This window comes from Brevundimonas sp. GW821-FHT12E07 (assembly GCF_058807035.1).
This window is the reverse complement of the sequence record NZ_JBXAQH010000001.1, coordinates 72,550-96,024: the sequence shown is the minus strand read 5'-3', so window position 1 is coordinate 96,024 and position 23,475 is coordinate 72,550. Positions and strand designations below refer to the sequence as shown.

24 protein-coding genes are annotated in these 23,475 nt (G+C 68.8%); 15 read left to right on the top strand and 9 right to left on the bottom strand.

Going from position 1 to position 23,475, the window contains the following annotated elements:
* Positions 1 to 222 precede the first annotated feature (222 nt).
* From AC1ROD_RS00505 to hemE, 3 genes are read right to left on the bottom strand one after another with little or no spacing between them, the layout of a single operon-like run.
* Positions 223 to 690, bottom strand: coding sequence for a CopD family protein (locus AC1ROD_RS00505; protein ID WP_492946308.1), 468 nt, complete (start codon positions 688 to 690; stop codon positions 223 to 225).
* The gene (gene hemH, locus AC1ROD_RS00500) at positions 687 to 1,730 is read right to left on the bottom strand and encodes a ferrochelatase (protein ID WP_492946307.1); all 1,044 of its coding nucleotides are present in this window, start codon (positions 1,728 to 1,730) and stop codon (positions 687 to 689) included. The genes AC1ROD_RS00505 and hemH overlap by 4 nt, the downstream gene beginning before the upstream one ends.
* Positions 1,727 to 2,773 (bottom strand): uroporphyrinogen decarboxylase, encoded by a 1,047-nt coding sequence (gene hemE, locus AC1ROD_RS00495; RefSeq protein WP_492946306.1) that lies wholly within the window; start codon positions 2,771 to 2,773, stop codon positions 1,727 to 1,729. Before hemE ends, hemH begins: the two co-directional genes overlap by 4 nt.
* Positions 2,774 to 3,281: 508 nt before the next feature.
* Between hemE and AC1ROD_RS00490 the strand changes: the two genes are divergently transcribed.
* Genes AC1ROD_RS00490 through dnaQ form a run of 5 tightly spaced genes read left to right on the top strand, consistent with a single transcriptional unit; the run spans position 3,282 to position 6,973 of the window.
* Positions 3,282 to 4,163 (top strand): pyruvate, water dikinase regulatory protein, encoded by an 882-nt coding sequence (locus AC1ROD_RS00490; RefSeq protein ID WP_492946305.1) that lies wholly within the window; start codon positions 3,282 to 3,284, stop codon positions 4,161 to 4,163.
* Positions 4,160 to 4,753 (top strand): Maf family protein, encoded by a 594-nt coding sequence (locus AC1ROD_RS00485; protein WP_492946304.1) that lies wholly within the window; start codon positions 4,160 to 4,162, stop codon positions 4,751 to 4,753. Before AC1ROD_RS00490 ends, AC1ROD_RS00485 begins: the two co-directional genes overlap by 4 nt.
* Positions 4,750 to 5,580: a shikimate dehydrogenase family protein gene (locus AC1ROD_RS00480; protein ID WP_492946303.1), complete on the top strand. Its 831-nt coding sequence runs from the start codon at positions 4,750 to 4,752 to the stop codon at positions 5,578 to 5,580. Before AC1ROD_RS00485 ends, AC1ROD_RS00480 begins: the two co-directional genes overlap by 4 nt.
* Complete coding sequence (gene coaE / locus AC1ROD_RS00475; protein WP_492946302.1) at positions 5,577 to 6,188, top strand: dephospho-CoA kinase; 612 nt, start codon at positions 5,577 to 5,579, stop codon at positions 6,186 to 6,188. Before AC1ROD_RS00480 ends, coaE begins: the two co-directional genes overlap by 4 nt.
* 47 nt (positions 6,189 to 6,235) lie before the next feature.
* Positions 6,236 to 6,973 (top strand): DNA polymerase III subunit epsilon, encoded by a 738-nt coding sequence (gene dnaQ / locus AC1ROD_RS00470; protein WP_492946301.1) that lies wholly within the window; start codon positions 6,236 to 6,238, stop codon positions 6,971 to 6,973.
* 33 nt (positions 6,974 to 7,006) lie between these two features.
* Here the strand turns inward: dnaQ and secB are convergent, their stop codons facing one another.
* Positions 7,007 to 7,516 (bottom strand): protein-export chaperone SecB, encoded by a 510-nt coding sequence (secB, locus tag AC1ROD_RS00465; protein ID WP_492946300.1) that lies wholly within the window; start codon positions 7,514 to 7,516, stop codon positions 7,007 to 7,009.
* Between the two features lie 229 nt (positions 7,517 to 7,745).
* On the opposite strand from secB, the gene timA reads away from it, so the two are divergent.
* The 5 genes from timA to AC1ROD_RS00440 all read left to right on the top strand — a co-directional run bounded on the left by timA (position 7,746) and on the right by AC1ROD_RS00440 (position 12,945).
* Positions 7,746 to 8,381, top strand: coding sequence for a TIM44-related membrane protein TimA (timA, locus tag AC1ROD_RS00460; protein WP_492946299.1), 636 nt, complete (start codon positions 7,746 to 7,748; stop codon positions 8,379 to 8,381).
* A complete protein-coding gene (locus AC1ROD_RS00455; RefSeq protein WP_492946298.1) occupies positions 8,381 to 9,556 on the top strand; it encodes an MltA domain-containing protein in 1,176 nt (391 codons plus the stop codon). Before timA ends, AC1ROD_RS00455 begins: the two co-directional genes overlap by 1 nt.
* 67 nt (positions 9,557 to 9,623) lie before the next feature.
* Positions 9,624 to 10,388 carry a DUF1223 domain-containing protein gene (locus AC1ROD_RS00450; protein ID WP_492946297.1) on the top strand — a complete coding sequence of 255 codons (765 nt, stop codon included), beginning with the start codon at positions 9,624 to 9,626 and terminating at the stop codon, positions 10,386 to 10,388.
* Between the two features lie 141 nt (positions 10,389 to 10,529).
* Positions 10,530 to 11,201 carry a hypothetical protein gene (locus AC1ROD_RS00445; RefSeq protein ID WP_492946296.1) on the top strand — a complete coding sequence of 224 codons (672 nt, stop codon included), beginning with the start codon at positions 10,530 to 10,532 and terminating at the stop codon, positions 11,199 to 11,201.
* A 10-nt stretch (positions 11,202 to 11,211) separates the two neighbouring features.
* Positions 11,212 to 12,945 (top strand): CHAT domain-containing protein, encoded by a 1,734-nt coding sequence (locus tag AC1ROD_RS00440; RefSeq protein ID WP_492946295.1) that lies wholly within the window; start codon positions 11,212 to 11,214, stop codon positions 12,943 to 12,945.
* A 64-nt stretch (positions 12,946 to 13,009) separates the two neighbouring features.
* Here the strand turns inward: AC1ROD_RS00440 and AC1ROD_RS00435 are convergent, their stop codons facing one another.
* Positions 13,010 to 14,092: a phosphotransferase family protein gene (locus AC1ROD_RS00435; RefSeq protein ID WP_492946294.1), complete on the bottom strand. Its 1,083-nt coding sequence runs from the start codon at positions 14,090 to 14,092 to the stop codon at positions 13,010 to 13,012.
* 39 nt (positions 14,093 to 14,131) lie between these two features.
* Entirely contained in the window at positions 14,132 to 15,625 is a 1,494-nt protein-coding gene (glpK, locus tag AC1ROD_RS00430) for a glycerol kinase GlpK (protein WP_492946293.1), read from the bottom strand.
* 80 nt (positions 15,626 to 15,705) lie between these two features.
* Between glpK and AC1ROD_RS00425 the strand changes: the two genes are divergently transcribed.
* From AC1ROD_RS00425 to AC1ROD_RS00415, 3 genes are all read left to right on the top strand, one after another.
* Positions 15,706 to 16,710, top strand: a complete 1,005-nt coding sequence (locus AC1ROD_RS00425) for a threonine ammonia-lyase (protein ID WP_492946292.1) — start codon at positions 15,706 to 15,708, stop codon at positions 16,708 to 16,710.
* Positions 16,711 to 16,773: 63 nt separating this feature from the next.
* The gene (locus tag AC1ROD_RS00420; RefSeq protein ID WP_492946291.1) at positions 16,774 to 17,241 is read left to right on the top strand and encodes a MaoC family dehydratase; all 468 of its coding nucleotides are present in this window, start codon (positions 16,774 to 16,776) and stop codon (positions 17,239 to 17,241) included.
* Positions 17,242 to 17,350: 109 nt separating this feature from the next.
* Positions 17,351 to 19,027, top strand: coding sequence for an MHYT domain-containing protein (locus tag AC1ROD_RS00415; protein ID WP_492946290.1), 1,677 nt, complete (start codon positions 17,351 to 17,353; stop codon positions 19,025 to 19,027).
* Positions 19,028 to 19,036: 9 nt separating this feature from the next.
* Here AC1ROD_RS00415 and AC1ROD_RS00410 read toward each other — a convergent pair whose 3' ends face one another.
* From AC1ROD_RS00410 to AC1ROD_RS00400, 3 genes are read right to left on the bottom strand one after another with little or no spacing between them, the layout of a single operon-like run.
* On the bottom strand, positions 19,037 to 19,492 hold the full coding sequence (locus tag AC1ROD_RS00410) for a hypothetical protein (protein ID WP_492946289.1): 456 nt from the start codon (positions 19,490 to 19,492) through the stop codon (positions 19,037 to 19,039).
* Between the two features lie 39 nt (positions 19,493 to 19,531).
* Positions 19,532 to 20,470, bottom strand: coding sequence for a Gfo/Idh/MocA family protein (locus AC1ROD_RS00405; RefSeq protein WP_492946288.1), 939 nt, complete (start codon positions 20,468 to 20,470; stop codon positions 19,532 to 19,534).
* Between the two features lie 8 nt (positions 20,471 to 20,478).
* On the bottom strand, positions 20,479 to 21,636 hold the full coding sequence (locus tag AC1ROD_RS00400; protein ID WP_492946287.1) for a DegT/DnrJ/EryC1/StrS family aminotransferase: 1,158 nt from the start codon (positions 21,634 to 21,636) through the stop codon (positions 20,479 to 20,481).
* Between the two features lie 211 nt (positions 21,637 to 21,847).
* Between AC1ROD_RS00400 and AC1ROD_RS00395 the strand changes: the two genes are divergently transcribed.
* Both AC1ROD_RS00395 and AC1ROD_RS00390 read left to right on the top strand, forming a co-directional pair.
* Entirely contained in the window at positions 21,848 to 22,405 is a 558-nt protein-coding gene (locus tag AC1ROD_RS00395) for a D-glycero-alpha-D-manno-heptose-1,7-bisphosphate 7-phosphatase (RefSeq protein WP_492946286.1), read from the top strand.
* Between the two features lie 145 nt (positions 22,406 to 22,550).
* On the top strand, positions 22,551 to 23,435 hold the full coding sequence (locus AC1ROD_RS00390) for an alpha/beta fold hydrolase (RefSeq protein ID WP_492946285.1): 885 nt from the start codon (positions 22,551 to 22,553) through the stop codon (positions 23,433 to 23,435).
* Positions 23,436 to 23,475 lie beyond the last annotated feature (40 nt).

The window sequence follows — 23,475 nt, the reverse complement described above, 5'->3', positions numbered from 1 at the left end:
GGACGCCGTGAGGGCGCGGGACGAAGAGGCGTTGGAAAAGTCTGGCCTTGCGGCCCAAGGGATTTGCGACGGGCTCCGGCGGGTCGATCCGACCGGCGTCGCGAAGAGAGGGGGACCGTGGGCGGGTCGCGCCTCGCGGTTCGCGCCAGCGAAACCACGAAACCCCCCATAAGGTCAAGCGGCGCTCAAGCAGCGAGGCTCCGCGAGCCGAGCGTTAGCGCCCTAGGAAAATGTCCACTCCGTCGTCACCGACAGGACCATGATGATGGCCAGGATGAAGGGGATCTCATTGGTCATGCGCCAGAATTTCGAGGTCCGGACCGAGGTCCCGGCGGCGATCCGCTTGCGCTCGGCCGAGAGATAGCCGTGCCAGCCATAGAGCAGGACGACGCCGACCAGCTTGGTGATCATCCACGGCTGGGCGAGGAATTCCGCGCCGCGCATCTGGATGTCGAGGTGGATCAGCCAGGCGCCGAAGATGAAGACGAGGATGGAGGCCGGGTTGATGATGATCTTCATCAGCCGACCCTGCCAGGTGCGCAGCAGGGCCTGCATCTCGGACTTCAGGGGCTCGGGCTTGGCGTTCTGCTCGGCGTCATAGGCGAACAGGCGCGGCAGGAAGAGCAGACCAGCCATCCAGGCGATGACCGCCAGGATGTGGAGGCCGCGGGCAAGATCGTACGGGTTCATGCGGCTCTCCTTCGAGGGCACAGGGGATGAGCGGCCGAACAGTGGTGGTCGCCGATGATCGGGTCCTGCGACTGCAGGGCGGCGTCCACCTGCCCGGCCAGGGCGCCGATGAATCCCGGGGCGACCCCCAGGGTGGGCGCCCGGGCATAGGTCTTCACACCGGAACGCCCGGCCAGCTCGGCATAATCCATGTCCAGCTCGACCCGGGTCTCAATATGTTCGGAGACGAAGGCGACGGGCACGACCAGAACCGCTTTTCCATCTGCTCCGGCCTCGGCCAGGGCCTCTTCCGTCGAAGGACCGATCCAGACCAGCCGGCCCACACGGCTCTGGTAGCAGACGCGGTGTTCGGGCGCGTCAGGTCCCAGCCCGGCCATGATCCGGGCGACGGTGGCCTCGATCTGCTCCTGATAGGGATCCCCGGCCTGAATGATCCGCTCGGGCAGACCGTGGGCGGAAAACAGGATGCGCACCGCGCCGGGTTCCGTCGGCAGGAGCTTCAGCCATTCGCGCACCACATGGGTATGGGTTTCGATGAAGTCCGCGTCGCCGGCGTAGCAGCAGATCTTCTTCGCCGGCCCTCCGAAGGCCCGGTCGAAAACGTCGAAACCGGACAGGGTCGTGGTGGAGGAGAACTGGGGATAGAGGGGCAGGACCACCGTCTCGTCCGGTCCCCAGGCGGAAATCTCCCGGGCCACATCGTCGATGAACGGCTTCCAGTAGCGCATGCCCACGAAGACGCGGACCTCCCGGTCCTTCTTGCGATTCAGCGCCTTCTCCAGTGCGACCGCCTGTTTGCGGGTCTCGGCCAGCAGGGGCGATCCGCCGCCCATCTTCATATAGTTGGCGCGAGCCGACTTCGCCCGGGTGGTGGAGATCAGCCAGGCCAGGGCGTGCCGCGCCCCCCAGGGCAAACCGATGATCCGTCTGTCCGAAAACAGGTTGTAGAGGAAGGGCCGTACGTCCGCCTGACCGTCGGGGCCGCCGAGATTGAACAGCATGACCGCGATCCGTTTCGGACGCGCGAACGGCTCACTCATTGGGCGCCGATCCGTTTCAGAACCTGTTCGACATGGGCCATCGGCACGTCTGGCAGGATGCCGTGGCCGAGATTGAAGATCCATGGACCATCGTTCCAGGCCTCCATCAGCTGATCGACGCGGGCGTCCAGCGCCTTGCCGCCAGCACGTAGAAGCAGGGGGTCGAGCGCGCCCTGGATGGGCTTGATCTTCTGCACCCTCTGACCGACCGCCAGAGGACAGGCGGTGTCGAGCGCCACGGCCTGAACGTCCACTTCGCTCGCATAGCGTTCGGCGTGGATGGCCGAACCGCGCGGGAAGCCGATCAGGGGGACGGTCACCCCCAGCTCGCGGGTCCGGGCGACAAGCGCCTTGTGGGGTTTGAGGACCAGACGTTCGAACAGATCGTCGGGGAGCCCTTCGGCCCAGCTCTCGAAGATTTTCAGGACCTGGGCGCCAGCATTGGCCTGCATGACGAAATAGCGGGCGGTGGCCTCGACCAGAACCTCGAGCAGGGCGTCGACCGTCTCCGGGTCTTCGTAGGCGTACTTCCGCGCCGTAGCCCGCTCGCCCTTGCCGATCGTGTTGTGCTGGCCGTCCAGCATATAGGTGGCGACGGTCCAGGGGGCGCCGGCGAAACCGATCAGGGCGCGCTCGGGCTCCAGCCCCTCCCGGACCAGGGACAGGGTCTGGCCGATCGAGGCCAGGTGTTCGCCCGCGCCCTCGGCCAGTTCGGCCATGCGGCCCACCGGCGGCATCTCGCCCAGCCGGGGTCCCTCCCCGCTCTCGAACCAGACGTCCTGACCCAGGGCCCGGGGGATCAGCAGGATGTCGGCGAAGACGATGGCCGCGTCGAAGCCGAACCGCTTCATCGGCTGCAGGGTCGCCTCGGCCGCCATCTCCGGGTTCATGCAGAAGGCGATGAAGTCGGAAGCCTCGGCGCGCAGAGCCCGGTATTCCGGCAGATACCGCCCCGCCTGACGCATGAACCAGACGGGAGGACGGGCCGTCTTTTGACCCGAAAGGACCTGAAGGACGAGAGGCTGGACCGAAGGCGTTGTCATGAGCTTGGTCCTACGGGGAGCCCGGCCTTCGCTCAAGTGCCCGGTTTGTCCAAGGGGTCACAGGCCCTCCCCCTTCTCTGATCAAGAATTTAAAAAGATTGGAGGAAGGCGGTAGGGGGCCGGGACGACGGGGATGATTTTCAGGTGGCGCCGTGAACGGAAAGCGAACCTTCACCGGTCGTCCGGGACCGATCCAGACCCCGGGATGAGGCTGTAGAAACCGGGGATAATCCTTAACGAAGCCTTAACGGACGGGGGTTTGAGCGCCACCGCGCCTGGGCACGACTGGTGGGCGCCGTTTACCTCCTGTTAACCTTATCCACTGCAGCCCCCGGGAGCCCCCATCGCCATTGGAAATCTCAGGGTTCGGAGGGATGAATCCTCCCCGCTGTCCCCGCTCGCCCCCGTCGGCGGGCGCGGCTATAGAGATCGGCGCCCAGTCCGGGGATTTCGGCGCCCAGAAAGGCAACCGGGGTTTCCACAGGAATCCGTTGATGAGTCCCACCGCATGACGCCCAACTCTCCCGTCGGCAAACCGGCCGGTCCCGTGCGACTGGCGACCTATTTCCATGTCCATCTGGTGTCGGATTCGACCGGCGAGACCCTGAACGCCATGGCCAAGGCGGTCACGGCCCGGTTCGAGGGCGTAATCCCGATCGAGCACATCTACGCCCTGGTCCGCTCGGAGAAGCAGATGGAGCGGGTGCTGGAGGAGATCACCATGGCCCCGGGCGTGGTGCTGCACACCCTGGTCGATCGCGATCTGCGCGCCCAGCTGGAGGAAGGTTGTCGTGCCGCCGACATGCCCCAGATCGGGGCGCTGGATCCGCTGGTCGGGGCCCTGTCCCGCTATCTGGGCGCGGCCCTGTCGACCCGGGTCGGGGCCCAGCACGCCCTGGACCACGAATATTTCAACCGGATCAGCGCCCTGGACTACGCCATGGCCCATGACGACGGCCAGGGCACGGCCGAGCAGCTGGAGGGCGCCGACGTCGTCCTGTGCGGCGTCAGCCGGACGTCCAAGACCCCGACCTGCATCTATCTGGCCCATCGCGGTATCCGCGCGGCCAATGTGCCCCTTGTGCCGGGGCAGGAGGACGGGGAGCGTCTGGTCGGGCTGAAGAACCCGCTGGTCATCGGCCTGACCGTCTCGCCCGACCGTTTGGTCCAGATCCGCCGCAACCGCCTCGATGGACTGAATGCCGACCATACCTCGGCCTATGTCGACCACGATCTGGTGCGCGAGGAGACGGTCAAGGCGCGCCGGGCCTTCGAACGGCGGGGCTGGCCGACCATCGACGTGACCCGGCGTTCGGTCGAGGAGACGGCGGCGGCCATCGTCAACCTGTTGAGCGAGAAACGCACCCGCCGGATCGGAGCCGCCTGGTGAGTGAGCGCCTTATACTGGCGTCCCGCAGCGCCGCGCGCCGGGCCATGCTGACGGATGCTGGCGTGACCTTCGGGCTGGAGGACGCCGGGGTCGACGAGGATGCGATCAAGGTCGCTATGAAGGGCGCCGGCGCCGATGAACTGGCCGTGGAACTGGCCTGCGCCAAGGCCTTGGCGGTGTCGCGGCGCGATCCCGACGTCTGGGTTCTGGGCGCCGACCAGACCCTGGCCTTCGACGGGGGTCTGATCTCCAAGGCGAAATCGCTGGATGAGGCGAAGGCGCGGCTGAAATCCATGCGCGGGAAATCGCACCAGCTGCACTCGGGCGCGGCCCTCGCGACCAAGGGACAGGTGGTCTGGTCGGGCGTGGATACGGTCCAGATGAAGATGCGCGACTTTTCCGACGCCTTCCTCGACGCCTATCTGGCCACGGAGGGCAATGAACTGCTGGCCTGCGTCGGCTCCTACCGGCTGGAGGGGCTGGGGTCGCAGTTGTTCGAGGCGGTGGAGGGCGACTATTTCACCGTCCTGGGCCTGCCGCTGTGGCCGGTTCTGGCCGAATTGCGCCGCGCCGGAGTGATCGCCTCGTGAAGCAGACTATCTCCGGCGCCGCGAAGGTCGGCGGCATCGCCGGCAATCCCATCGGCCATTCGCTGAGCCCGGTCATCCACAACGCCTGGATCGCCGCCGCCGACATGGACGCCGCCTATGTCCCCTTCGCCCCCGCCGACGAGGCCGGGTTCGAGGCCCTGGTCGCGGCCGGCCGGGCCGGGCTGTTGATGGGGATCAATGTCACCGCCCCGTTCAAGGAACAGGCCTTCGCCCTGGCGGATAGCGCCAGTGAGGCGGCGAAGGGTTCAGGCTCGGCCAATGTTCTGGTCTTCCGCGACGGCCATGTCGCCTGCGACAGCACCGACGGCTTCGGCATGATGTGGGCGATCTCCGATCAGGCGCCGGGTCTGACGGTTAAGGACCAGCCGGTGGTCATCCTCGGCGCCGGGGGCGCGGCCCGGGCGGCGGCGGGGACCCTGATCGCCGAAGGGGCGAGGGTCCGCATCCTGAACCGGTCGCGCGACCGGGCCGAGGCCTTGGCCGCCGATCTGGGGCCGTCGGTCACGGTTGTGGACGAGGCCGATGCCTTCGTCGGCGCGGTTCTGGTGATCAATGCGCTCAGCATCAAGCCGACGCTGGACTTGGGGGTGCTCGAACCCGAGACGGCGGTGATGGACATGACCTATCGCCCTGTGGACACCGAATTCCTGCTGGCGGCGCGCGCCCGGGGCCTTCGGACCGTCGATGGGCTGGGCATGCTGATCGGTCAGGCGGGGCCGTCGTTCAAGGCCATCTTCGGCGTCGAACCCCCTGCCCTGCCCCTTCGGCCTTTGCTGCTGGCGGCCATCGAGAGCCAGGCGAAATGATCCTGCTGGGCCTCACCGGCTCCATCGGCATGGGCAAGTCGACGACGGCGCAGATGTTCGCCGACGAAGGCGCCGTGGTCTGGAACGCCGACGAGGCCGTGCACAAACTCTATTCGCCCGGCGGGGCCGCGGTCGAACCGGTCGGCGAGGCCTTCCCCGGCGTGGTCGTCGACGGCGCCGTGGACCGGACCCGGCTGGCCGGGGCGCTCGGCCGCGACGACGCCGCGTTCAAACGTCTGGAGGCCATCGTCCACCCCCTGGTCGCCGCGGGCCGGGCCGGCGAACTGGCCGAGGCGGCGGAGCGTGGCGTGAAGCTGGCGGTGCTGGACATCCCCCTGCTGTTCGAGGGTGCCGGCCAGAAGGCGTTCCATGCGGTGGTGGTGGTCACGGCGAGCCCCGAGGTTCAGGCCGAACGGGTCCTGTCCCGCCCCGGCATGACCCGCGAGCGGTTCGAGGCCATTCTGGAACGGCAGGTCCCCGACGCCGAGAAACGCCGCCTGGCCGACTTCCTCGTCGAGACCGACCGGGGGCTGGACGCGGCGCGCGATCAGGTCCGGGCCATTGTGGCGACTGTGCTTGACCCGGACTGGGTTTCTCCCCGATCGTGACCTTTGTCCGTCTTTCGCACGGACCCAAAGCACACCATTAAAGGCCCATGGCTCGCGAAATCGTCCTCGATACTGAAACCACCGGCTTCGACCCGCGCACGGGCGACCGGCTGATCGAGGTCGGCTGTATCGAGATCATGGACCTCTTGCCGACCGGCCGGACCTTCCACCGCTACTGCAATCCCGAGCGGCTGATCCCCGAAGACGCCATCCGGGTGCACGGCATCACCGACGCGAAGGTCAAGGACGCGCCGAAATTCGCGGAGATCGTCGCCGACCTGATGGAATTCATCGGCGACGCTCCGGTGGTCGCCCACAACGCCCAGTTCGACCGCAACTTCATCGACCATGAATACGGCCGCTGCGGCTCGCCCCTGCTGCCGGCCGACCGCTGGATCGACACCCTGCAGCTGGCCCAGAAGCGCTGGCCGGGCATGCCCAACTCGCTGGACGCCCTGTGCAAACGCTACAAGGTCTCGCTGGCCGACCGTTCGTTTCACGGCGCCCTGATCGACGCCCGTCTGCTGGCCGAGGTCTATCTCGAGCTGCGCGGCGGCAAGGAGCGGGTGCTGGACCTGACCAGCCGCAAGGGCGCCGAACAGGCCGCCGCCTTCGCCGCCGCCGGCGGTCACGGCGCCCGGCCGCGTCCCCTCGCCCCGCGCTCGACTCCGGCCGAGCATGAGGCTCATCTGGCCTTCCTGACCGCGACCCTGAAGGACCGGTCCCTGTGGCAGGGCTACGGGATCACCGTCGAGGCAGACATGGAAAAGGCGTCCGCCGGCTGACGGACGCCTTCCACAGTCGTTGATTTCAGAGACTCAGGCCTGGCCGGCGCCCGCGTCGGCGTTGGCGGCCATCTGCTGCTGGCGGGCCATATAGATGGCCACGAAGTCGATCGGGTCCATCATGAAGGGCGGATAGAAGCCGCCGTCCGCCGTGGCTCGGGCGATGATCTCGCGCGCGAACGGGAACAGGTAGCGCGGGCATTCGATCAGCAGCAGGGGCTCGATGTCGGCCGGGGCGACATTGTTCAGCTGGAACAGGCCGCCGTACAGCAGTTCGACGTTGAACACGGTCATGGCGTCGGTCGAGGCCTTGACCGACAGCTTCATGTCGACCTCGAACAGGCCGTCGGGACGGCCCTGGGCGTTCAGCTCGACGCCCATGTCGATGCCGGGCTTGCCCTCGATGCGCAGGCTGTCGGGCGCCTTGGGGTTCTCGAACGACAGGTCGCGGACGTACTGGGCCAGGATGCGGAAGCCGCCGTTGGGCGGGGCGCCGTCCTGGGTTTGCGGGGTGTCGGCGGCGGTGGTCGTGACGTCTGTCATGGGCGAAGGGGCCGTGAATGGAGTGGACCGGTGCGTCTCGCGCGACCGGGTGAAGGCGCGGCGACTACCACGGCGGACGGGCGTGCGGCAACGGCGCGCGCCTGTCGGGGCATGTCGGCGGGTGCGTCTCGCCTTGCGCCGCCCTATATGAGACCCTAATCGTCCGTCGCGCGTTCCGGTTCAGCCCTGATTTGGGGCCGTCGGGCCCGACGTCATTCAGGATAGAGTCTTGCCGGTCCAGTTCCAGATCTTGCTCTTCGCGGGCATCGCCGTCTTCGTCCTGTTCCAGCTGTACAATGTGCTGGGCAAGAAGGTCGGCCGCCAGCCGCAGGAAGACGCCCGCGCCCCGGTCCTGCCGGCGGCCGAAACCGCCCCGGTCCGTCCGGCGCTGGACGCCCAGACCCTGGCCGCCATCTCGGGCCTTCGCGCCCGCGACCCGCAGTTCGATCCGCAGAAATTCCTCGACGGCTCGCGTCAGGCCTATGAGACCATCGTGCGTGGCTACGCCTCGGGCGACCGGGCCGCGCTGAAGCCGCTGCTGGCCCCCGCGGTGATGGAATCCTTCGAGCACGGCATCGCCGCGCGCGAGACCCGGGGCGAGACCGAACAGGTCGAGTTCCTGCACGCGCCCCGCGCCGATCTGGAAAGCGCCACCGCCGAGGGCGACAAGGCCATCGCCAAGGTCCGCTTCCTGTCCGAGCTGCGCAGCAAGATCATCCCGCCCGAAGGCGAGGCCACCCCGGGCGCTCCGGGCGAGCCCCGTATCGAGGAACGCCGCACGGCCGAGCACTGGACGTTCGAGCGCACCCTGGGCGCCGCAGATCCCAACTGGGTCCTGGCCCGGGTCGAGCCGGCCACCGCCTGATGCGGCCCATCAGCGCGAAGGGCTGGCGGTCGGCCGCGACCGGCCTCGCCCTTTCCGCCCTTCTCGCCGCCTGCGCCTCGACGCCCCCCGCCGTGCCCAACCGGCCGCCGGTGGTGTCGCCGGTTCCCAATCCCGTTCCGCCGCCCGTCTCCGGTCCGGCGGGCGCCGACAGCCCCGCGCGGCTGGCCGGCTGGGACAATGAGGATTTCGTCGCGGCCTTCGACGCCTACTTAAGGACCTGCGGCGTGGCCCGCGATCCGGCCGGGGCCCGTCAGTGCGCCCGGGCCATGGATCTGCAGCGCACCTCGCGCCCGGTGACCCCGGCCCTCGCCCGCGCCTTCTTCGAAGGCGGCTTCCGGGTGGTTCAGGCCCGCACCGCCGACGGCCGCGACGGCCTGCTGACCAGCTATTTCGCCCCCGAATATTCGGCCAGCCACCGCCAGACGGCCGAGTTCGACATGCCGGTGCTGGCCCGGCCTCTGGATCTGGAACGCGGTTCCGGCGGGGTGGTGCAGCGCCGCCCGGACGGCTCGACCGGCCCCTATGCCGACCGCGCCGCCATCGAGGCCGCGGCGGCCGCGGGTTCGCCCTCGGCGCCGGTCCTGGCCTGGATGCGGGCCGAGGACCTGTTCTTCCTGCAGATCCAGGGCTCGGGCTATCTGACCTTCGAGGACGGAGCCACCGGCCGCGCCGCCTATGCCGCCGACAACGGCCGTCCCTTCGTCGGCATCGCCCGGCCGATGGAGCAGCAGGGCCTCCTGCCCCGCAACGGAACCTCGGGCGAGGCCATCCGCGCCTGGCTGGCCGCCCATCGAGGCCGCGAAGCCCGGGCCATCACGGCGCTGAATCCGCGCTACATCTTCTTCGACCTCCAGCCCGACGACGGCGGCAATCCGGCGGGGGCGGCGGGCGTCCCCCTGCCCGCGCGCCGGTCGATCGCGGTCGATCCGGCCAGCTGGACCTATGGCGATCTCGTCTGGATCGAGGCCGACGGCGGCAATCTGAACGGCGCCCACAGCTCCTATCGCGGCCTGGTCATGGCCCTGGACACCGGATCGGCCATCCGGGGCCCGGTCCGCGCCGACTTCTACATGGGCCGGGGCCAGGCGGCGGGCGCCGAGGCCGGAACGGTGCGCCATCCCCTGCGAATGTGGCGTCTGGTTCCGAAACCTTGAGCCCATCACCGGCGCCTCACGCAGATATGAGGGGCGGTCCGGGCCGCCGCCCGCTACGGTTCGCGGCATGAAGCTCAGGGGATGGATCATCGGGGCGGCGGTTCTGACCGCCGGGACTGCGACCATGGGAGCGGCCCTGGGGTCGTGGGCCCAACCCGCGCCAGCGCGTGAAAATCCCGCCCTGCATCGCCGGACCCCCGCCGAGCCCGTGGTGGTCGAACTGTTCACCGCCCAGGGCTGTCCCGGCTGCCCCGACGCCAATCAGGTGGTCGAGACCATCGCCGACGAGCCCGGGGTGATCGCCCTGACCTATGCTGTGGGCTACTGGGACTACATGGGCTGGCCCGACACCTTCGCCAAGCCGGAGTTCGCCCAGCGCCAGCGCGCCTATCAGACGGCGATGCGGCTGCGCGGCGTCTATACGCCCCAGGTCATCATCGACGGCCGCCGTCAGGTCTCGGGCGCCGAGGCTCCGGCCGTTCAGGCGGCGGTGGACGAGGAGGCGACGCGCCGCGTCTTCCCGCCCCAGGTCGAGTTCCGCGAGCGCGGCGACCGCGTCGGCGTCGGCTCGGGCCGGGCCCCCGTCGGCGGAGCCGAGGTCTGGGCCGTGATCTACAAGCCCGGGGCCCAGACCGTGACCGTCAGCGGCGGCGACAATCGCGGTCGGGTGGTGCGCCACGTCAATGTGGTGCGCGATCTGCGTAAACTGGGAGACTGGAACGGCCGTCCGGTTCTCTATGCTCTTCCAGCGCAGCGCGATCCGGGCGAATCCGTCGCGGTCATGGTCCAGGCCAAGGGCGACCGCCGCATCCTGACGGCCGCCACCCAATAGGCGGCTCGTCCCGTTGAAGGGACGCGGTTCGCCTAGTCAGGTTCTGGCAGTTTCCCGAAAACCGTTTACCGTCCAGCCTGTTGCCCGATCGGCCCCTGCGAGGCCGACGGAACGGGGGATGGAATGCGCGCGCATCGGGGCTTGGGGCGAACTGGACTGATTTTCGGGGTCCTGCTGGCCGGGGTTTCGGCCGCCTGCGCCGCCGTGTCCCAAACCGCCGAAGTCCCGACGTCGGAAGCGGCCCGCGTCACGCCCGAGGCTGACGGGGTGCGCCAGATGGTCACTGCGGCCGAGGTCGCGGCCTGGGGGCGACGCAATTCGGATGCCGGCGCCCTGATCATGGCCGCCCGCCTGCTGGCCGAGGTGCCGGTGCGCACCGGAGCCGACAGCGACAGCGCCCTGACCCCCTCCCTGACTCCCGACGCCTTGCTGGATGAGGCGGCGGCGCTGGCGGCGGGGCGACAGGGGGTTCTGGACGCCATCGAACGGCTGCGCGGCGGCACGCGCGGGGTCCAGTCCTCGCCCTTCGGCCGGGGCCCGATCTATCTGGTCCGCCAGATCCGGGCGCGCGAGACCTATGGTTTCGACCTGGAGGCGCGGGGCGGGGAGGTGCTGCGCGTCGCGGCCATCGGCGACGGCGACACCAATATCGACATGTCCGTTCGCGACGCCGACGGCGCCCTCCTGTGTCAGGACGGCTTCGGCGACCACTATCCGGTCTGCACCGTGGCCCGGGCCCGGTCGGGCAAGATGCGCGTCGACATCGTCAACCGCGGCGCGGTCTGGACCAAGGTCCAGATCCTGAGCAACTGACGGGGCGAAGATGGGGGGCAGGGCAGGGGGTCTTCTGGCGGCGCTGGGGCTGATGTTCGCCGCGCCCGCCCTCGCCCAGACGCCGTCAACGGACACACCCGACGCCCTGCGCGCCGAGGCCTTCGAGGCGGCGCAGTGGGCCATCGCGTCCGACGCCGCCGACGCCCTGGCCAAGGTCTCGGCCCGGTTCGCGCAAGGGGACGACGCCCTGGGCCGTCTGGCCGAGGAGCGCGAGACCCTGATCACCCGTCGCGACGGGCTGGAGCGGACGCTGGAGCAGCTCTATGCCGCCGATGCGCCGGAGGCCCAGGCCCGCCGCGCCGCGACCCGCACCGACTATGAGGCCGTGCTGGCCCGGTTAAAGACGGTCGACGCCGACATCGAGACGCGCTTTCCCGCCTATTCCGAACTGACCAGCCCGCGGGCGCTCAGCGTGTCCGAGGCGCAGGGCCTGCTCAAGGACAATGAGGCCCTGCTGCTGGTTCTCGTGAATCCGGAGGCGACCTATGTCTGGGGCGTGTCGCGCGACCGGATCGCCTGGGCCCGGGCCGCCGATCTCGGCGACGCCGAGATGACCAAGGCCGTCAATGATCTGCGCGGCGCCCTGACCACCGGCGCCTCGCGCGGCGATCCGACGCTGGATCCCTCGATCTTCGCCGGCCGCCCGGTCGCGGCCTTCGACCGGACGCAGGCGTATCGGCTCTATTCCGAACTGGTGAAGCCGGTGGAGGCGGTGTTCGAGGGCAAGACGACCCTGATCACCGTGGTCACCGGCGCCCTGACCACCCTGCCTCTGGCCGTGCTGGCGACCGAGCCGCCGACCGGATCGGACACGGCGCCCGAAGCGCTTTCGACCACCAGCTGGCTGATCGACCGCTACGCGCTCGCGACCCTGCCGTCGGTGTCCAGCCTCAAGGCGCTGCGCTGCTATCTGGTCGCCGATCCGGTCGAGCGGAGTCCGGGGTGTCCGACGATGACGGCGGCTCCGGTCCAGACGGCTGCGGTCCCGGCTGCGGCGCCGGGCTTCTCTCTGGCCGCCTTCGGCGCGCCGATCCTGCAGGGCGCGCCGCAGGACGGATCACGCGGCGCCCCGCCCGCCGACGGCATTCTGGGCGAGGGTCGGCTGGCCGATGTCGCCAAGCTGAGAGCGCTGCCCTATCTGCCCGGCTCCAAGGCCGAGCTGGATGCGCTCAAGACCCGCTATCCCCGGGCTCTGGTCCGGACCGGGGTCGCGGCGACCGAGACGGCGGTGCGTCAGGGCGATGCGGCGCCCCTGTCTCAGGCGCGGTTCGTCGTCTTCTCCACCCATGGACTGATGGCGGGATCGACGGCGGGGGAGCCGGGCCTCGTCCTGACCCCGCCGGCCGAGGCGACCGAGGCCGATGACGGCTATCTGAGCGCCTCCGAGGCCGCCCAGCTGAGGCTGCATGCCGAGTTCGTGGTCCTGTCGGCCTGCAACACGGCGGCGTCGGACGGGCGGCCGGGCGGGGAGGGGCTGTCGGGTCTGGCCCGGGCCTTCTTCTACGCCGGGGCCCGGTCCGTGCTGGTGTCGCACTGGGAGGTTTCGGACACGGCGACCACCGAACTGATTTCCGACACCTTCGCCGCGCTCGACCGGCCCGGCGCCGACGTCGGCGACCGCGCCCGGGCCCTGCAGAGCGCCATGCGCAGCGTCCGCGCCGATCGGCGTTGGACCCATCCCGCTTATTGGGCGGCCTTTACGCTTGTTGGGGAGCCGGGCTGACGCCCGGCGGCCCTAACGTTCGCCGCGCGGCGGCTCACTACTTGAGGGCCATGGCGCTTGGTGATCAGGCCCCCGCCTTCTTGGCGAAGCTCCAGGCTGCGTCGGAGAGGGGGCCGACCTGGGCGGCCATGGTGCGGGCGTGGGCGCTGGAGGCGGTGCCGTCGCGGACCCGCCCGGCGATGCCCTGACAGATGGCGCCCAGACGGAACAGATTATAGGCCATCAGCCAGTCGAGATTGGCCGGGATCCCCGCCCCCGTCTTCTCGGCGTAGCGGGCGACGGTTTCCTCGATGGTGGGAATGCCGAGCGCCTTGAGGTCGACGCCGTTGATGCCGTTCCTCTGGCTGGCCGGCAGGACCCAGCCGATCAGCATGTAGGAAAAGTCCGCCATCGGATCGCCGAGCGTCGACAGCTCCCAGTCCAGCACGGCACGGACTTCGGAGGCCTCGGCAGCCATGATCAGATTGTCGAGGCGGAAGTCGCCGTGGACGATCCGCGCCGGCCCCTCGGGCGGCAGGGTCGAGGGCAGATAGTCGATCAGCCTGTCCATGGCCGGGATGGGGTCGATCTCCGAGGCCCGGTACTGTTTGGTCCAGCGCCCGACCTGACGCTCGAAATAGTTGCCCGGCTTGCCGTAGTCGCCCAGACCGATGGCGGCGGGATCGAAGGCGTGGAGCGCGGCCAGCGTATCCGTCTGGGCCTCATAGATGGCGCGTCGCTCGGCGGGCTCCATCCCGGGCAATTTCAGGTCCCACAGAACCCGGCCCTCGACCTTGTCCATGACGTAGAACATCGAGCCGATGACGGCATCGTCCGTACACAGAGCATAGGGTCGGGCGACCGGATAGTTCTGCTTCCACAGAGCCGAGATGACCGTGAACTCCCGGTCCACGGCGTGGGCCGAGGGCAGCAGGGTCCCGGGCGGCTTGCGGCGCAGGACATAGGATTTGCCCGGGGTGACCAGCTCATAGGTCGGGTTGGACTGGCCGCCCTTGAACTGGCGGACGGTCAACGGGCCTTCATAGCCTTCGACATTCGCCGCCAGCCATTCGCCGAGCCGGCCCTCGTCAAGGGCGTAGCGGGGGTCGACTTCGCGCGTGCCGGAGAAGGCGGCCTGGGCGTCGAGGTTCGTGGCGGCGTCGGTCATGGGTTGTCCTCGGTCGGCGTCTTGCAGACGCTCTGTCGTTCAGTTCGCGGCGATGATGGCGGCCTTGACGGCCTTGCGCCAGCCCTTGAGCAGCCGGTCGCGCTCGGCGGCCTGCATGCGCGGGGTCCAGACGGCGGGCGCCTCGGTGGTGTGGACCTCCAGATCGGTGATCAGGCCGACGCCCAGGGCCGCCAGCTTGGCCGCGCCCAGCGCCGTCATCTCCTGGAAGGCAGGACGTTCGACGGTCACCTCGCAGATGTCGGCGACGAACTGCATGGCGAAGGCATTGGCCGTGACACCGCCGTCGACCTTCAGCGTCGCCAGCCGGGGCGCCCCGTCGTCGGCCAGGGCGTCGAGCAGGTCGCGCGTCTGATAGGCCAGGGCCTCCAGCCCCGCCCGGACGAAATGGGCCGGCTTCGAATCCCGGGTCAGGCCGATGACGGCGCCGCGCGCATCCGGCTCCCACCAGGGCGCGCCCAGACCGGTGAAGCCGGGGACCAGATAGACCCCGCCATTGTCCTTCAGCCCCTGGGCCATCGCTTCGGAATGACGCGACTCGGAAATCATCCCCACCCCGTCCCTGAGCCACTGGATCGCCGATCCGGCGGAGAAGATGGAGCCCTCGAGAGCGTAGGCGGCGGCGTCGCCCACCTGATAGCCAAGCGTGCCCAGAAGTCGGCGCGTCGAGGCGACCGGCTGGTCCCCGACATTGGCGACGAGGAAGGCGCCGGTGCCGTAGGTGATCTTGGCGTCGCCGGGCTGGAGGGCGCCGTGGCCGACCAGCGCCGCCTGCTGATCCCCCGCCGATCCGGCGATGGGCAGGGCGCGGCCGAACAGGCTGGGGTCGCTCTCTCCGCTGATCTCGGAACAGCCGACGATGCGGGGCAGGGCGGCTTTCGGGACGTTGAACAGGGCGCACAGGTCGTCGCGCCACTCGCGGGTCCGGAGATCCATCAGGGAGGTGCGGCTGGCGTTGGTGGCGTCGGTGGCGTGGCTCCGGCCGTTCGTGAGCTTCCACACCAGCCAGGCGTCGATGGTCCCCAGCTTGACCTCGCCCTTCTCCGCCCGCTCGCGTGCGCCCGGGACCTTGTCCAGCAGCCAGGCGAACTTGGTCGCCGAGAAATAGGGGTCGAGGATCAGGCCGGTCGCCGCCTGGACCATCGCCTCATGGCCCTCGGCGGCGAGGCGGGCGGAGACGTCGGCGGTGCGCCGATCCTGCCAGACGATGGCCTTGTGCAGGGGCTCGCCCGTGGCGGCGTCCCAGATCACCGAGGTCTCGCGCTGGTTGGTGATGCCGATGGCGGCGAAGCGGGACACCCCCCCGGCCTTGCGGATAACCTCGCGGCAGGTCTGCAGAGTCGCGGTCCAGATCTCGGCGGCGTCATGCTCGACCCAGCCGGAGTGGGGGAAATGCTGGGCCAGTTCGATCTGGCTGATGGCCACGGCCCTGAGCGACTGATCCTCTCCGACCTCGAAGGCGATGGCGCGGCTGGAGGTCGTGCCCTGGTCGATGGCGAGGATCAGATTGGACACCGGCGTCTCCTGTAGATCAGGGCAGGAACTCTTGAACTGGCCCTTACCCAGGACTTCGGCTTTGGTTTAAGCAGCGGGACATGACCTTGCACACCCCCTCGTTTGATGGCGTCCGTGACGCCGCCCGCCAGATCGCCGGCGTCGCCGTGCGCACCCCCCTGATCGAGAGCCCGGCCCTGAACGAACGTCTGGGCGGACGGGTGCTGATGAAGGCCGAGACCCTGCAGCACGCGGGGGCCTTCAAATTCCGCGGCGCCTACAACCGCATCAGCCGGCTGACGGATGAGGAGAAGGCGAGGGGGGTGGTGGCCTATTCGTCGGGCAACCACGCCCAGGCCGTCGCGGCGGCGGCGAAGATGGTCGGGACCTCGGCCATCATCGTCATGCCCGCCGACAGCCCGACGGTGAAGGTCGAGGGCGTCATCGGCTTCGGCGGCGAGGTGCGGATGTACGACCGCTACACCGAGAGCCGCGAGGACATCGGCGAGGAGATCGCCGCCTCGAAGGGCTCGATCCTCGTGCGCCCCTTCGACGACCCCTTCATCATCGAGGGCCAGGGCACGGCCGGGCTGGAGATCGTCGAACAGGCGGCGGAGGCCGGCGTCGGCGCTCTGGATCAACTGTTGTGTGGGACATCCGGCGGCGGGCTGATGGCCGGAATCAACCTGTCGATGGCGGCCCTGTCGCCCACGACGACGGTCTATGGCGTCGAGCCGGCCGACTACAACGACACCCAGATTTCCCTGGCCGCCGGCGAGCGGCTGACCCACGCCCCGGCGAAGGGCACCATCTGCGACGCCCTGATGACCGACCGGCCGGGCGAGCTGACCTTCCCCATCAACCGTCGACTGGCCGGGATCCTGACCGTCACCGACGCCGAGGTCGCCGAGGCCGTGCGCTACGCCTTCCGGACCCTGAAGCTGGTGGTCGAGCCGGGCGGCGCGGTGTCGCTGGCGGCCCTGCTGACCGGCAAGATTTCGGCGGCGGACAAGACCACGGCCATCGTCCTGTCGGGCGGGAATGTCGATCCTGCCCTGTTCTCGGCCATCATCGAGGATCGCTTCGACGATCGCTTTGGGGTCTGAAATCGGGCTGGCCTCCCCTAGGGGAAGGCGGATAGCCTCGCCCAAAATCAAGGGAGCGATGCAATGACCAAGGCCAGCGAACTCGAAGGACTGATCGGCACGGAAGTCGGGGTCTCGAAATGGATCGAGATCGACCAGAAGCGCATCGACGCCTTCGCCGACTGCACCGAGGACTGGCAGTTTATCCACATCGATCCCGAGGCGGCGGCGAAGACCCCGTTCGGCGGCACGATTGCGCACGGATTCCTGACCCTCAGCCTGATGTCGGCCATGAGCTATGACGGCGTGCCGCGCCTCGACAATGTGGTCATGGGCGTCAACTACGGCTTCGACAAACTGCGCTTCATCAGCCCGGTCGCCTCGGGCTCGAAGGTGCGCGGCCGCTTCAAACTGCTCTCGGCCGAGAACAAGGGCTCGGACGGCGGCGTCACCCGCTGGCTGATCAAGCATGAGGTCACCGTCGAGATCGAAGGCGGCTCCAAGCCCGCCCTGATCGCCGAATGGCTGGGCATGCAGATGGTGACCGATTGACGCAAAACGGGCGGCGCCCAATTCCCGGACGCGCATAGGTAGTGGTGGGTAGCCTCTTAACCTGTTTCTGCTACGGACCGTACTCAAGGGTCTTTGTAAGGGATCAACCTTGCACCACCACGGCGGCGTCTTCCTCCTTCTGGCCTATGCCGTCGCGGTACTGGCGGGCTGGACGGCGCTCGACCTGTTCCAACGCATCCGGGGCCGCGAGGGCCGGGACCAGACGCCCTGGCTGGCGGCGGCCGCCGTGGCCATGGGCGGCGGCGTCTGGGCGATGCATTTCATCGCCATGCTGGGTTTCGATCCCGGCGCCCCGGTGCGCTACGACCCCGCCCTGACGGTCCTGTCCTTCCTGCTGGCTGTCCTGGGGACCGCCGGCGCCTTCTTCACCGCCTCGCGCGACGGCCTGGGCGCCAAGCGCATCCCCTTCGCCGGCGCGGCCATGGGGACGGCCATCGCCCTGATGCACTATGTCGGGATGGCGGCCATGCGCACCGCCGCCACCGTCGGCTGGCGCGCGGACCTGATCGTCTTTTCCATCGTCATCGCCATCGGCGCCTCGATCACCGCCCTGTGGGCCGCGCGGCGCGAGACCTCGATCGCCTGGCGCGCCGCCGCCGCGGCCATTCTCGGACTGGCGGTGGTCGGGATGCACTACACCGGCATGGCGGCGCTGGACCTGAGGCCCGTCGCCGACGTCATGGACGACGCCGGCGCCCCGCCCCTGGCCATCGCCGTCAGCGTGGCGGCCGTCACCGCCGTCATCCTGTTCATCGCCCTGGCCGCCTCCATGGCCGACGACCGGGCCCGGCTGGTCTCGGTCCTGGCCGCTGCCGACGTCGGCTATTGGGAGCTGAACCTCAAGGACCGGACCTTCACCCTCTCGGCGCGGGCGCGCGAACTGGTCAATCTGGCCGAGGACGATCCGACCGGCGCTATCGAACACCCCGTCTGGATGAACGACGACCATCTGGCCGCCCGTATGGAGGCGCTGGAGAAGGCCATCGCGGGCGAGGCCGACTATGACGTCGAATACCCCATCGGCAGCACCGGCCGCTGGGTCCAGTCCAAGGGCAGTCTGATCCGCACCCGTTCGGGCCGGCCGCTGAAACTGGCCGGAGTGGTGTCGGACATCACCGACCGTCGACGGGCCTTCGAGGATCTGGAGACCAGCGAGCGCCGCCAGAAGCTCCTGATCAACGAACTCAATCACCGGGTGAAGAACACCCTGGCCACCATCCAGTCGATCGCCATGCTCACGGCGCGGCGGACGGAATCGGTGCCCGAATTCTCGGCCCAGTTCGAGTCGCGGCTGATGGCCCTGTCGGACACCCACAACCTCCTGACTGCTACCGGCTGGGAACAGGCCATGCTGCGCGACATGCTGGGCCGGGAGATGCGGCCCTATTCGCCGGACCAGTTCGCGCTGGAGGGCCCTGACGTCCTGTTCGCCCCGCCCCAGGCCTTGGCCATGGGGATGATCATCCACGAACTGGCCACCAACGCCGCCAAACACGGCGCCCTCAGCCGTCCCGGCGGCCGGGTCTCGGTGCGCTGGACCGCGCCGGACGCGGCGGGCCGCGTCGCCCTGGACTGGATCGAAACCGGTGGGCCGAAGGTGCCCAAGCCCAAACCCGAACGCACCGGTTTCGGCTCGCGCCTGATCGCCACCAGCCTGAAGGGCGATCTTGGGGGCGCGGCCGAGCTGGACTACGCGCCGGACGGTTTCAGCGCCCGCCTGACCTTCAGACCGGCGCCGCAGCGGGTCACCGCGGGCGCGGCCTGACCCGGGCCGTCAAAGCGATAGCCGTCGTCCTCTGGCCTGCCATCCGCAGACGCCGGCCGCGACCGCGCCGGGCAGGATCGCGACCACGAACAGCATGATCCCGAAGTGCTGGGAGAACAGAAGTCCGACAATGCTGGACATCGTCGCCCCCACCACCGCACAGGCCATGACCCAGGACCAGACCGGCATGGGGATCCTGGACACCGGGAAGCAGACGAACCCCGTGAAGAGGGCGGGTATGATGGCCAGGCCGTAGGCGAAGATCAGCGAGAAGAGCGATAGGCCGATCATCTGGCCGAGCCCCGCCAGAAGGGCTTGCCCGTCCGTGATCGCGGGAACGCCCGATCGGTAGGCGAGGACGGCGAGCAGCTCGACCCAAATGATCGACCAGCCGATCAACGGTCCCTTCGCCGCGAACCCGCCGGCAAAGAACATCCAACGATCACTGGTGAGCGGCTGGGTCACAGGGAACCGCTACGCTTGCTCAGCGGAGGCCGCAACCGGTCACTCCCCCAGGCACCTCAAGGCGACTTCAAGGTTGCGCAGGCCGTCCTCGCCGGTGACGGCGGGGGTCTCGCCGGTGCGGATGGCGTGGGCGAAGGCCTCAAGCTCCTTCTTGAGCGGTTCGTTGGGCCAGCTCATCACGCCGCGCGTGGAATAGGAGCCGTCCGGCTGCTGGCCGAAATATTCGGTCACCTGACGCGTCATCAGGTCGGCGACGACGAATTTGTTGTGGGTCGCGACCTGCAGGGTGCGGGTCTTGTAGGGCGTCACCCAGTTGGTGGTGATGTGGGCGATCACCCCGTTGTCGAGGCGGAATTGCAGCAGGGCCGTATCCTCGCGGTCGGCGCGGGTGCGGGCCAGCTGGGGCTGGACCTCGGCGATTTCCGAGCCCGTCAGGTGGCGGATGATGTCGATGTCGTGCACCGCCAGGTCGATGACCACGCCCACCTCGCCCATACGCGGCGGGAAGGGGCCGACGCGGGTGATCTGGATGGAAATGACTTCCTCACCGGCGATGGCGCGTTTGACCGCCTCGACCGCCGGGTTGAAGCGCTCGACCTGGCCGACCATCAGGACGCGGTCGTTGGCCTTGGCGGCGTCGATCATCCGCTGGGCGTCGGCGACGGTGGCGGCGATCGGCTTTTCGACCAGCACATGGACGCCCGCTTCCAGCAGGGCGACGCCCAGCTCGGCGTGGTGGCGGTTCGGCGTGGCGACGACCGCGGCTTCCAGACCGGCTGCGACGAAGTCGGCGGCGGTGGTCAGGGGCTGGGCGTTGAAGGCGGTGGCGACATTGCCGGCCGTGGCGCTGTCGGGGTCGAAGACGACGGCGAGGTCGAACTCGCGCATCTCGGACATGACGCGGGCGTGGTTGCGGCCCATGACGCCGACACCGGCGACGCCGGCGCGCAGGGGATTGTGAAGCTGGCTCGGGTTCATGTCGGTCCTCAGGCCTTGAAGCTGGCGACGGCGGCGATGACCTTGTCCTGGGTCGCCTCGTCCAGATCGGCGTGCATCGGCAGGCTGATGACGACCTCCTTCAGACGCTCGGTGACCGGCAGGCCCTGCGGACCGCGAGGATAGTGTTCATAGGCCGGCTGGAGATGCAGCGGGATCGGATAATAGACCGCCGTCGGCACGCCCTGTTCCTTGAGATGGGCGGCGAGCGCGTCGCGGTTCGGGTGTTCGATCGTGTACTGGGCCCAGTTGGAGATATTGCCCTCGGGCACTTCCGGCACGGCCGCGACGTGGGGCTTGAGGCCCTCGTTGTAGCGTTTGGCGATCCGGTTGCGCCATTCGATCTCCTCGCCGAAGACCTTGAGCTTTTCGATCAGGACTGCGGCCTGGATGGTGTCCAGACGGCTGTTCAGCCCGATGCGCATATTCAGATATTTGGGGTCGTGGTCGAAGGTGCGGTCCTTCAGGTCCACGGCGACGGCCTTGCCGTGCACCCGGATGGAATCCATCAGCTGGGTCAGTTCGTCGTCGTCGGTCAGCACCGCGCCGCCGTCGCCGTAGCAGCCCAGCGGCTTGGCCGGGAAGAAGCTGGTCGTGGTGACGTCGGCCCATTTCAGCGGGTGATCGCCGTCGATGGTGCAGCCGAAGCCCTGCGCCGAATCCGAGATCAGTTTCAGGCCGTGCTTGTCGCAGACGGCCTTGATGGCGGCGTAGTCGGCGGGCTGGCCGAACAGGTCGACGGCGATGACGACCCTGGGCGTCAGCCGGCCTTCGGCGATCGTCGCCTCGACGGCGGCGGCCAGATGGCCCGGGTCCATGTTGTAGGTCTTCTCATCGACGTCGATGAAGACCGGCTCGGCGTCGAACCACGGCACCACCTCGGCGGTGGCGGCGAAGGTGAAGGAGGGCACGAAGACGGCGTCGCCGCGACCCACGCCCCAGGCCATCAGCGGCAGGGCCAGGGCGTCGGTGCCGTTGGCGCAGCCCAGGGCGTGCTTCGCCTTGCCGAAGGCGGCGAGGTCGGCCTCGAACTGTCGGACCTGCGGACCCATGACCCAGGCGCCGCCGACCACGGCGTCCTGGACGGCGGCCTCGATCTTGCCGCCGAGGCGCAGGCGCTGGGCCTGAAGGTCGATGAAGGGGATCATGGGGTTATCGTTTCATCTCTTGTCCGGCGCGCCCCGCTTCGCAGAACACGGCCGGAGCGACGCAAAGGCGTCCGCCCGGGAAAAGCCTCCGCAAATCAGGTCGGAGGCGACGATGGTGGGGCGGTCTAGCAAATGACGGTTCCTGACGCCAAACACGACAGGGTCACTTCGCGTTGCGACTTGCAACGTTGGGCGATAGACCCGGCGGCGCATGACGACTGAATCCGCCTCTTCCCCGACATCCGCTCCCGCCGGCAAGCCAGCCGGTATCCCGGCGGTCTTCCTCGACCGTGACGGCGTGGTCAACGTCGATGTCGGCTTCCCCCATCTGGAGGAGCATCTGGAGTTCATGCCCGGCGCGGCCAAGGCCATCCAGCTGCTCAACCGGCAGGGCTATCTGGTCGTGATCGTCACCAACCAGTCGGGCGTGGCCCGGGGCCTGTTTTCCGAAGCCCAGATGAAGGCTTTCAACGCTTTGATCGTGCGGCGGTTGGGCGCGAAGGGCGCCCTGATCGGCGCCGTCTATGCCTGCCCCTGGCACCATGAGGCCCAGGACCCGGCCTGGTTCCACGAGGACCACCCGGACCGCAAACCCAATCCCGGCATGCTTCTGCGCGCGATCGCGGACCACAATATCGACCCGGCCCGATCCTTCATGATCGGCGACCGCGAGAGTGACATGGAGGCCGCGCGCCGCGCCGGGGTGAAGGGGTTTCTGTTCCACGGCCCCGATCTGGCCGACTTCGTGCACGACGTTCTGGGTCTCTGATCGCGCTCGCCCGTTAAGCGTCCCGGGGGCCACAGAGTTCGCCTGTTCGGAGAGTTGTCCCCGGCGGCGGAATCGCAATTCGTCCAGCGTTGAAATACGCTGTCCAGGCGGGGGCGCATCGTCGGATACGGGGACACAGAAGATCATGGCCGCGCCAAACACCGGATTCACCGAGCGTCGCTGGACCTCTCCCGACGGCCTCAGCCTGTTCGCCCGGGACTACGCGCCCGGAGCAGGATCGGCGAAACTGCCGGTCATCGCCATTCACGGCCTGACCCGCAACAGCGCCGATTTCGAAGGCATCGCGCCGCTGGTGGCCCAGAGTGGACGCCGCGTTCTGGCGCTGGATGTGCGCGGCCGGGGCCGGTCCGACCGGGCGCCGGATCCGATGACCTATACGCCCGACGCCTATGCCCGCGACGTCGTCGCCCTGATGGAGCAGGCCGGGATCGAGCGCGCCGTCTTCATGGGCACCTCCATGGGCGGACTGATCACCATGGCCCTGACCGCGATCAAGCCGAAGGCCGTCACCGCCGCCGTCCTCAACGACATCGGCCCCGAGGTCGCGCCCGAGGGCCTGGCCCGGATCGCCGCCTATTCCGGCCAGCCGGTGGAGACGCCGACCTGGGCCGCTGCCGCCGACTATGCGAAGCGCATCAACGAGGTCGCCTTCCCCCACCATACGGACGCCGACTGGGAGGCCTTCGCCCGCCGCATCTTCCGCGACGGCACCGAGGGGACCCCGGTTCTGGACTATGACCCCGACATCGCCGTGCCGATCCGGGCGGCGGGAGCCAAGGCCCTGGTTCCGAATCTCTGGCCGTGGTTCCGCAAATTGGCGAAAAACCGCCCAACCCTGCTCGTTCGTGGCGGAAACTCGGACCTTCTGAGCGCCGGAATCGCCGCGAAGATGAAGAAGGCCGCGCCCGATATGGACTATGTCGAGGTCCCCGGCATCGGCCACGCTCCAATGCTGGACGAGCCTGAAGCCAAGGCGGCGATCTTCGAGTTCCTCGCCGGGGTCGACTGAGGCAGGGATTACCCGGCGTCAAGTTCGGCCCGGGTTGTCC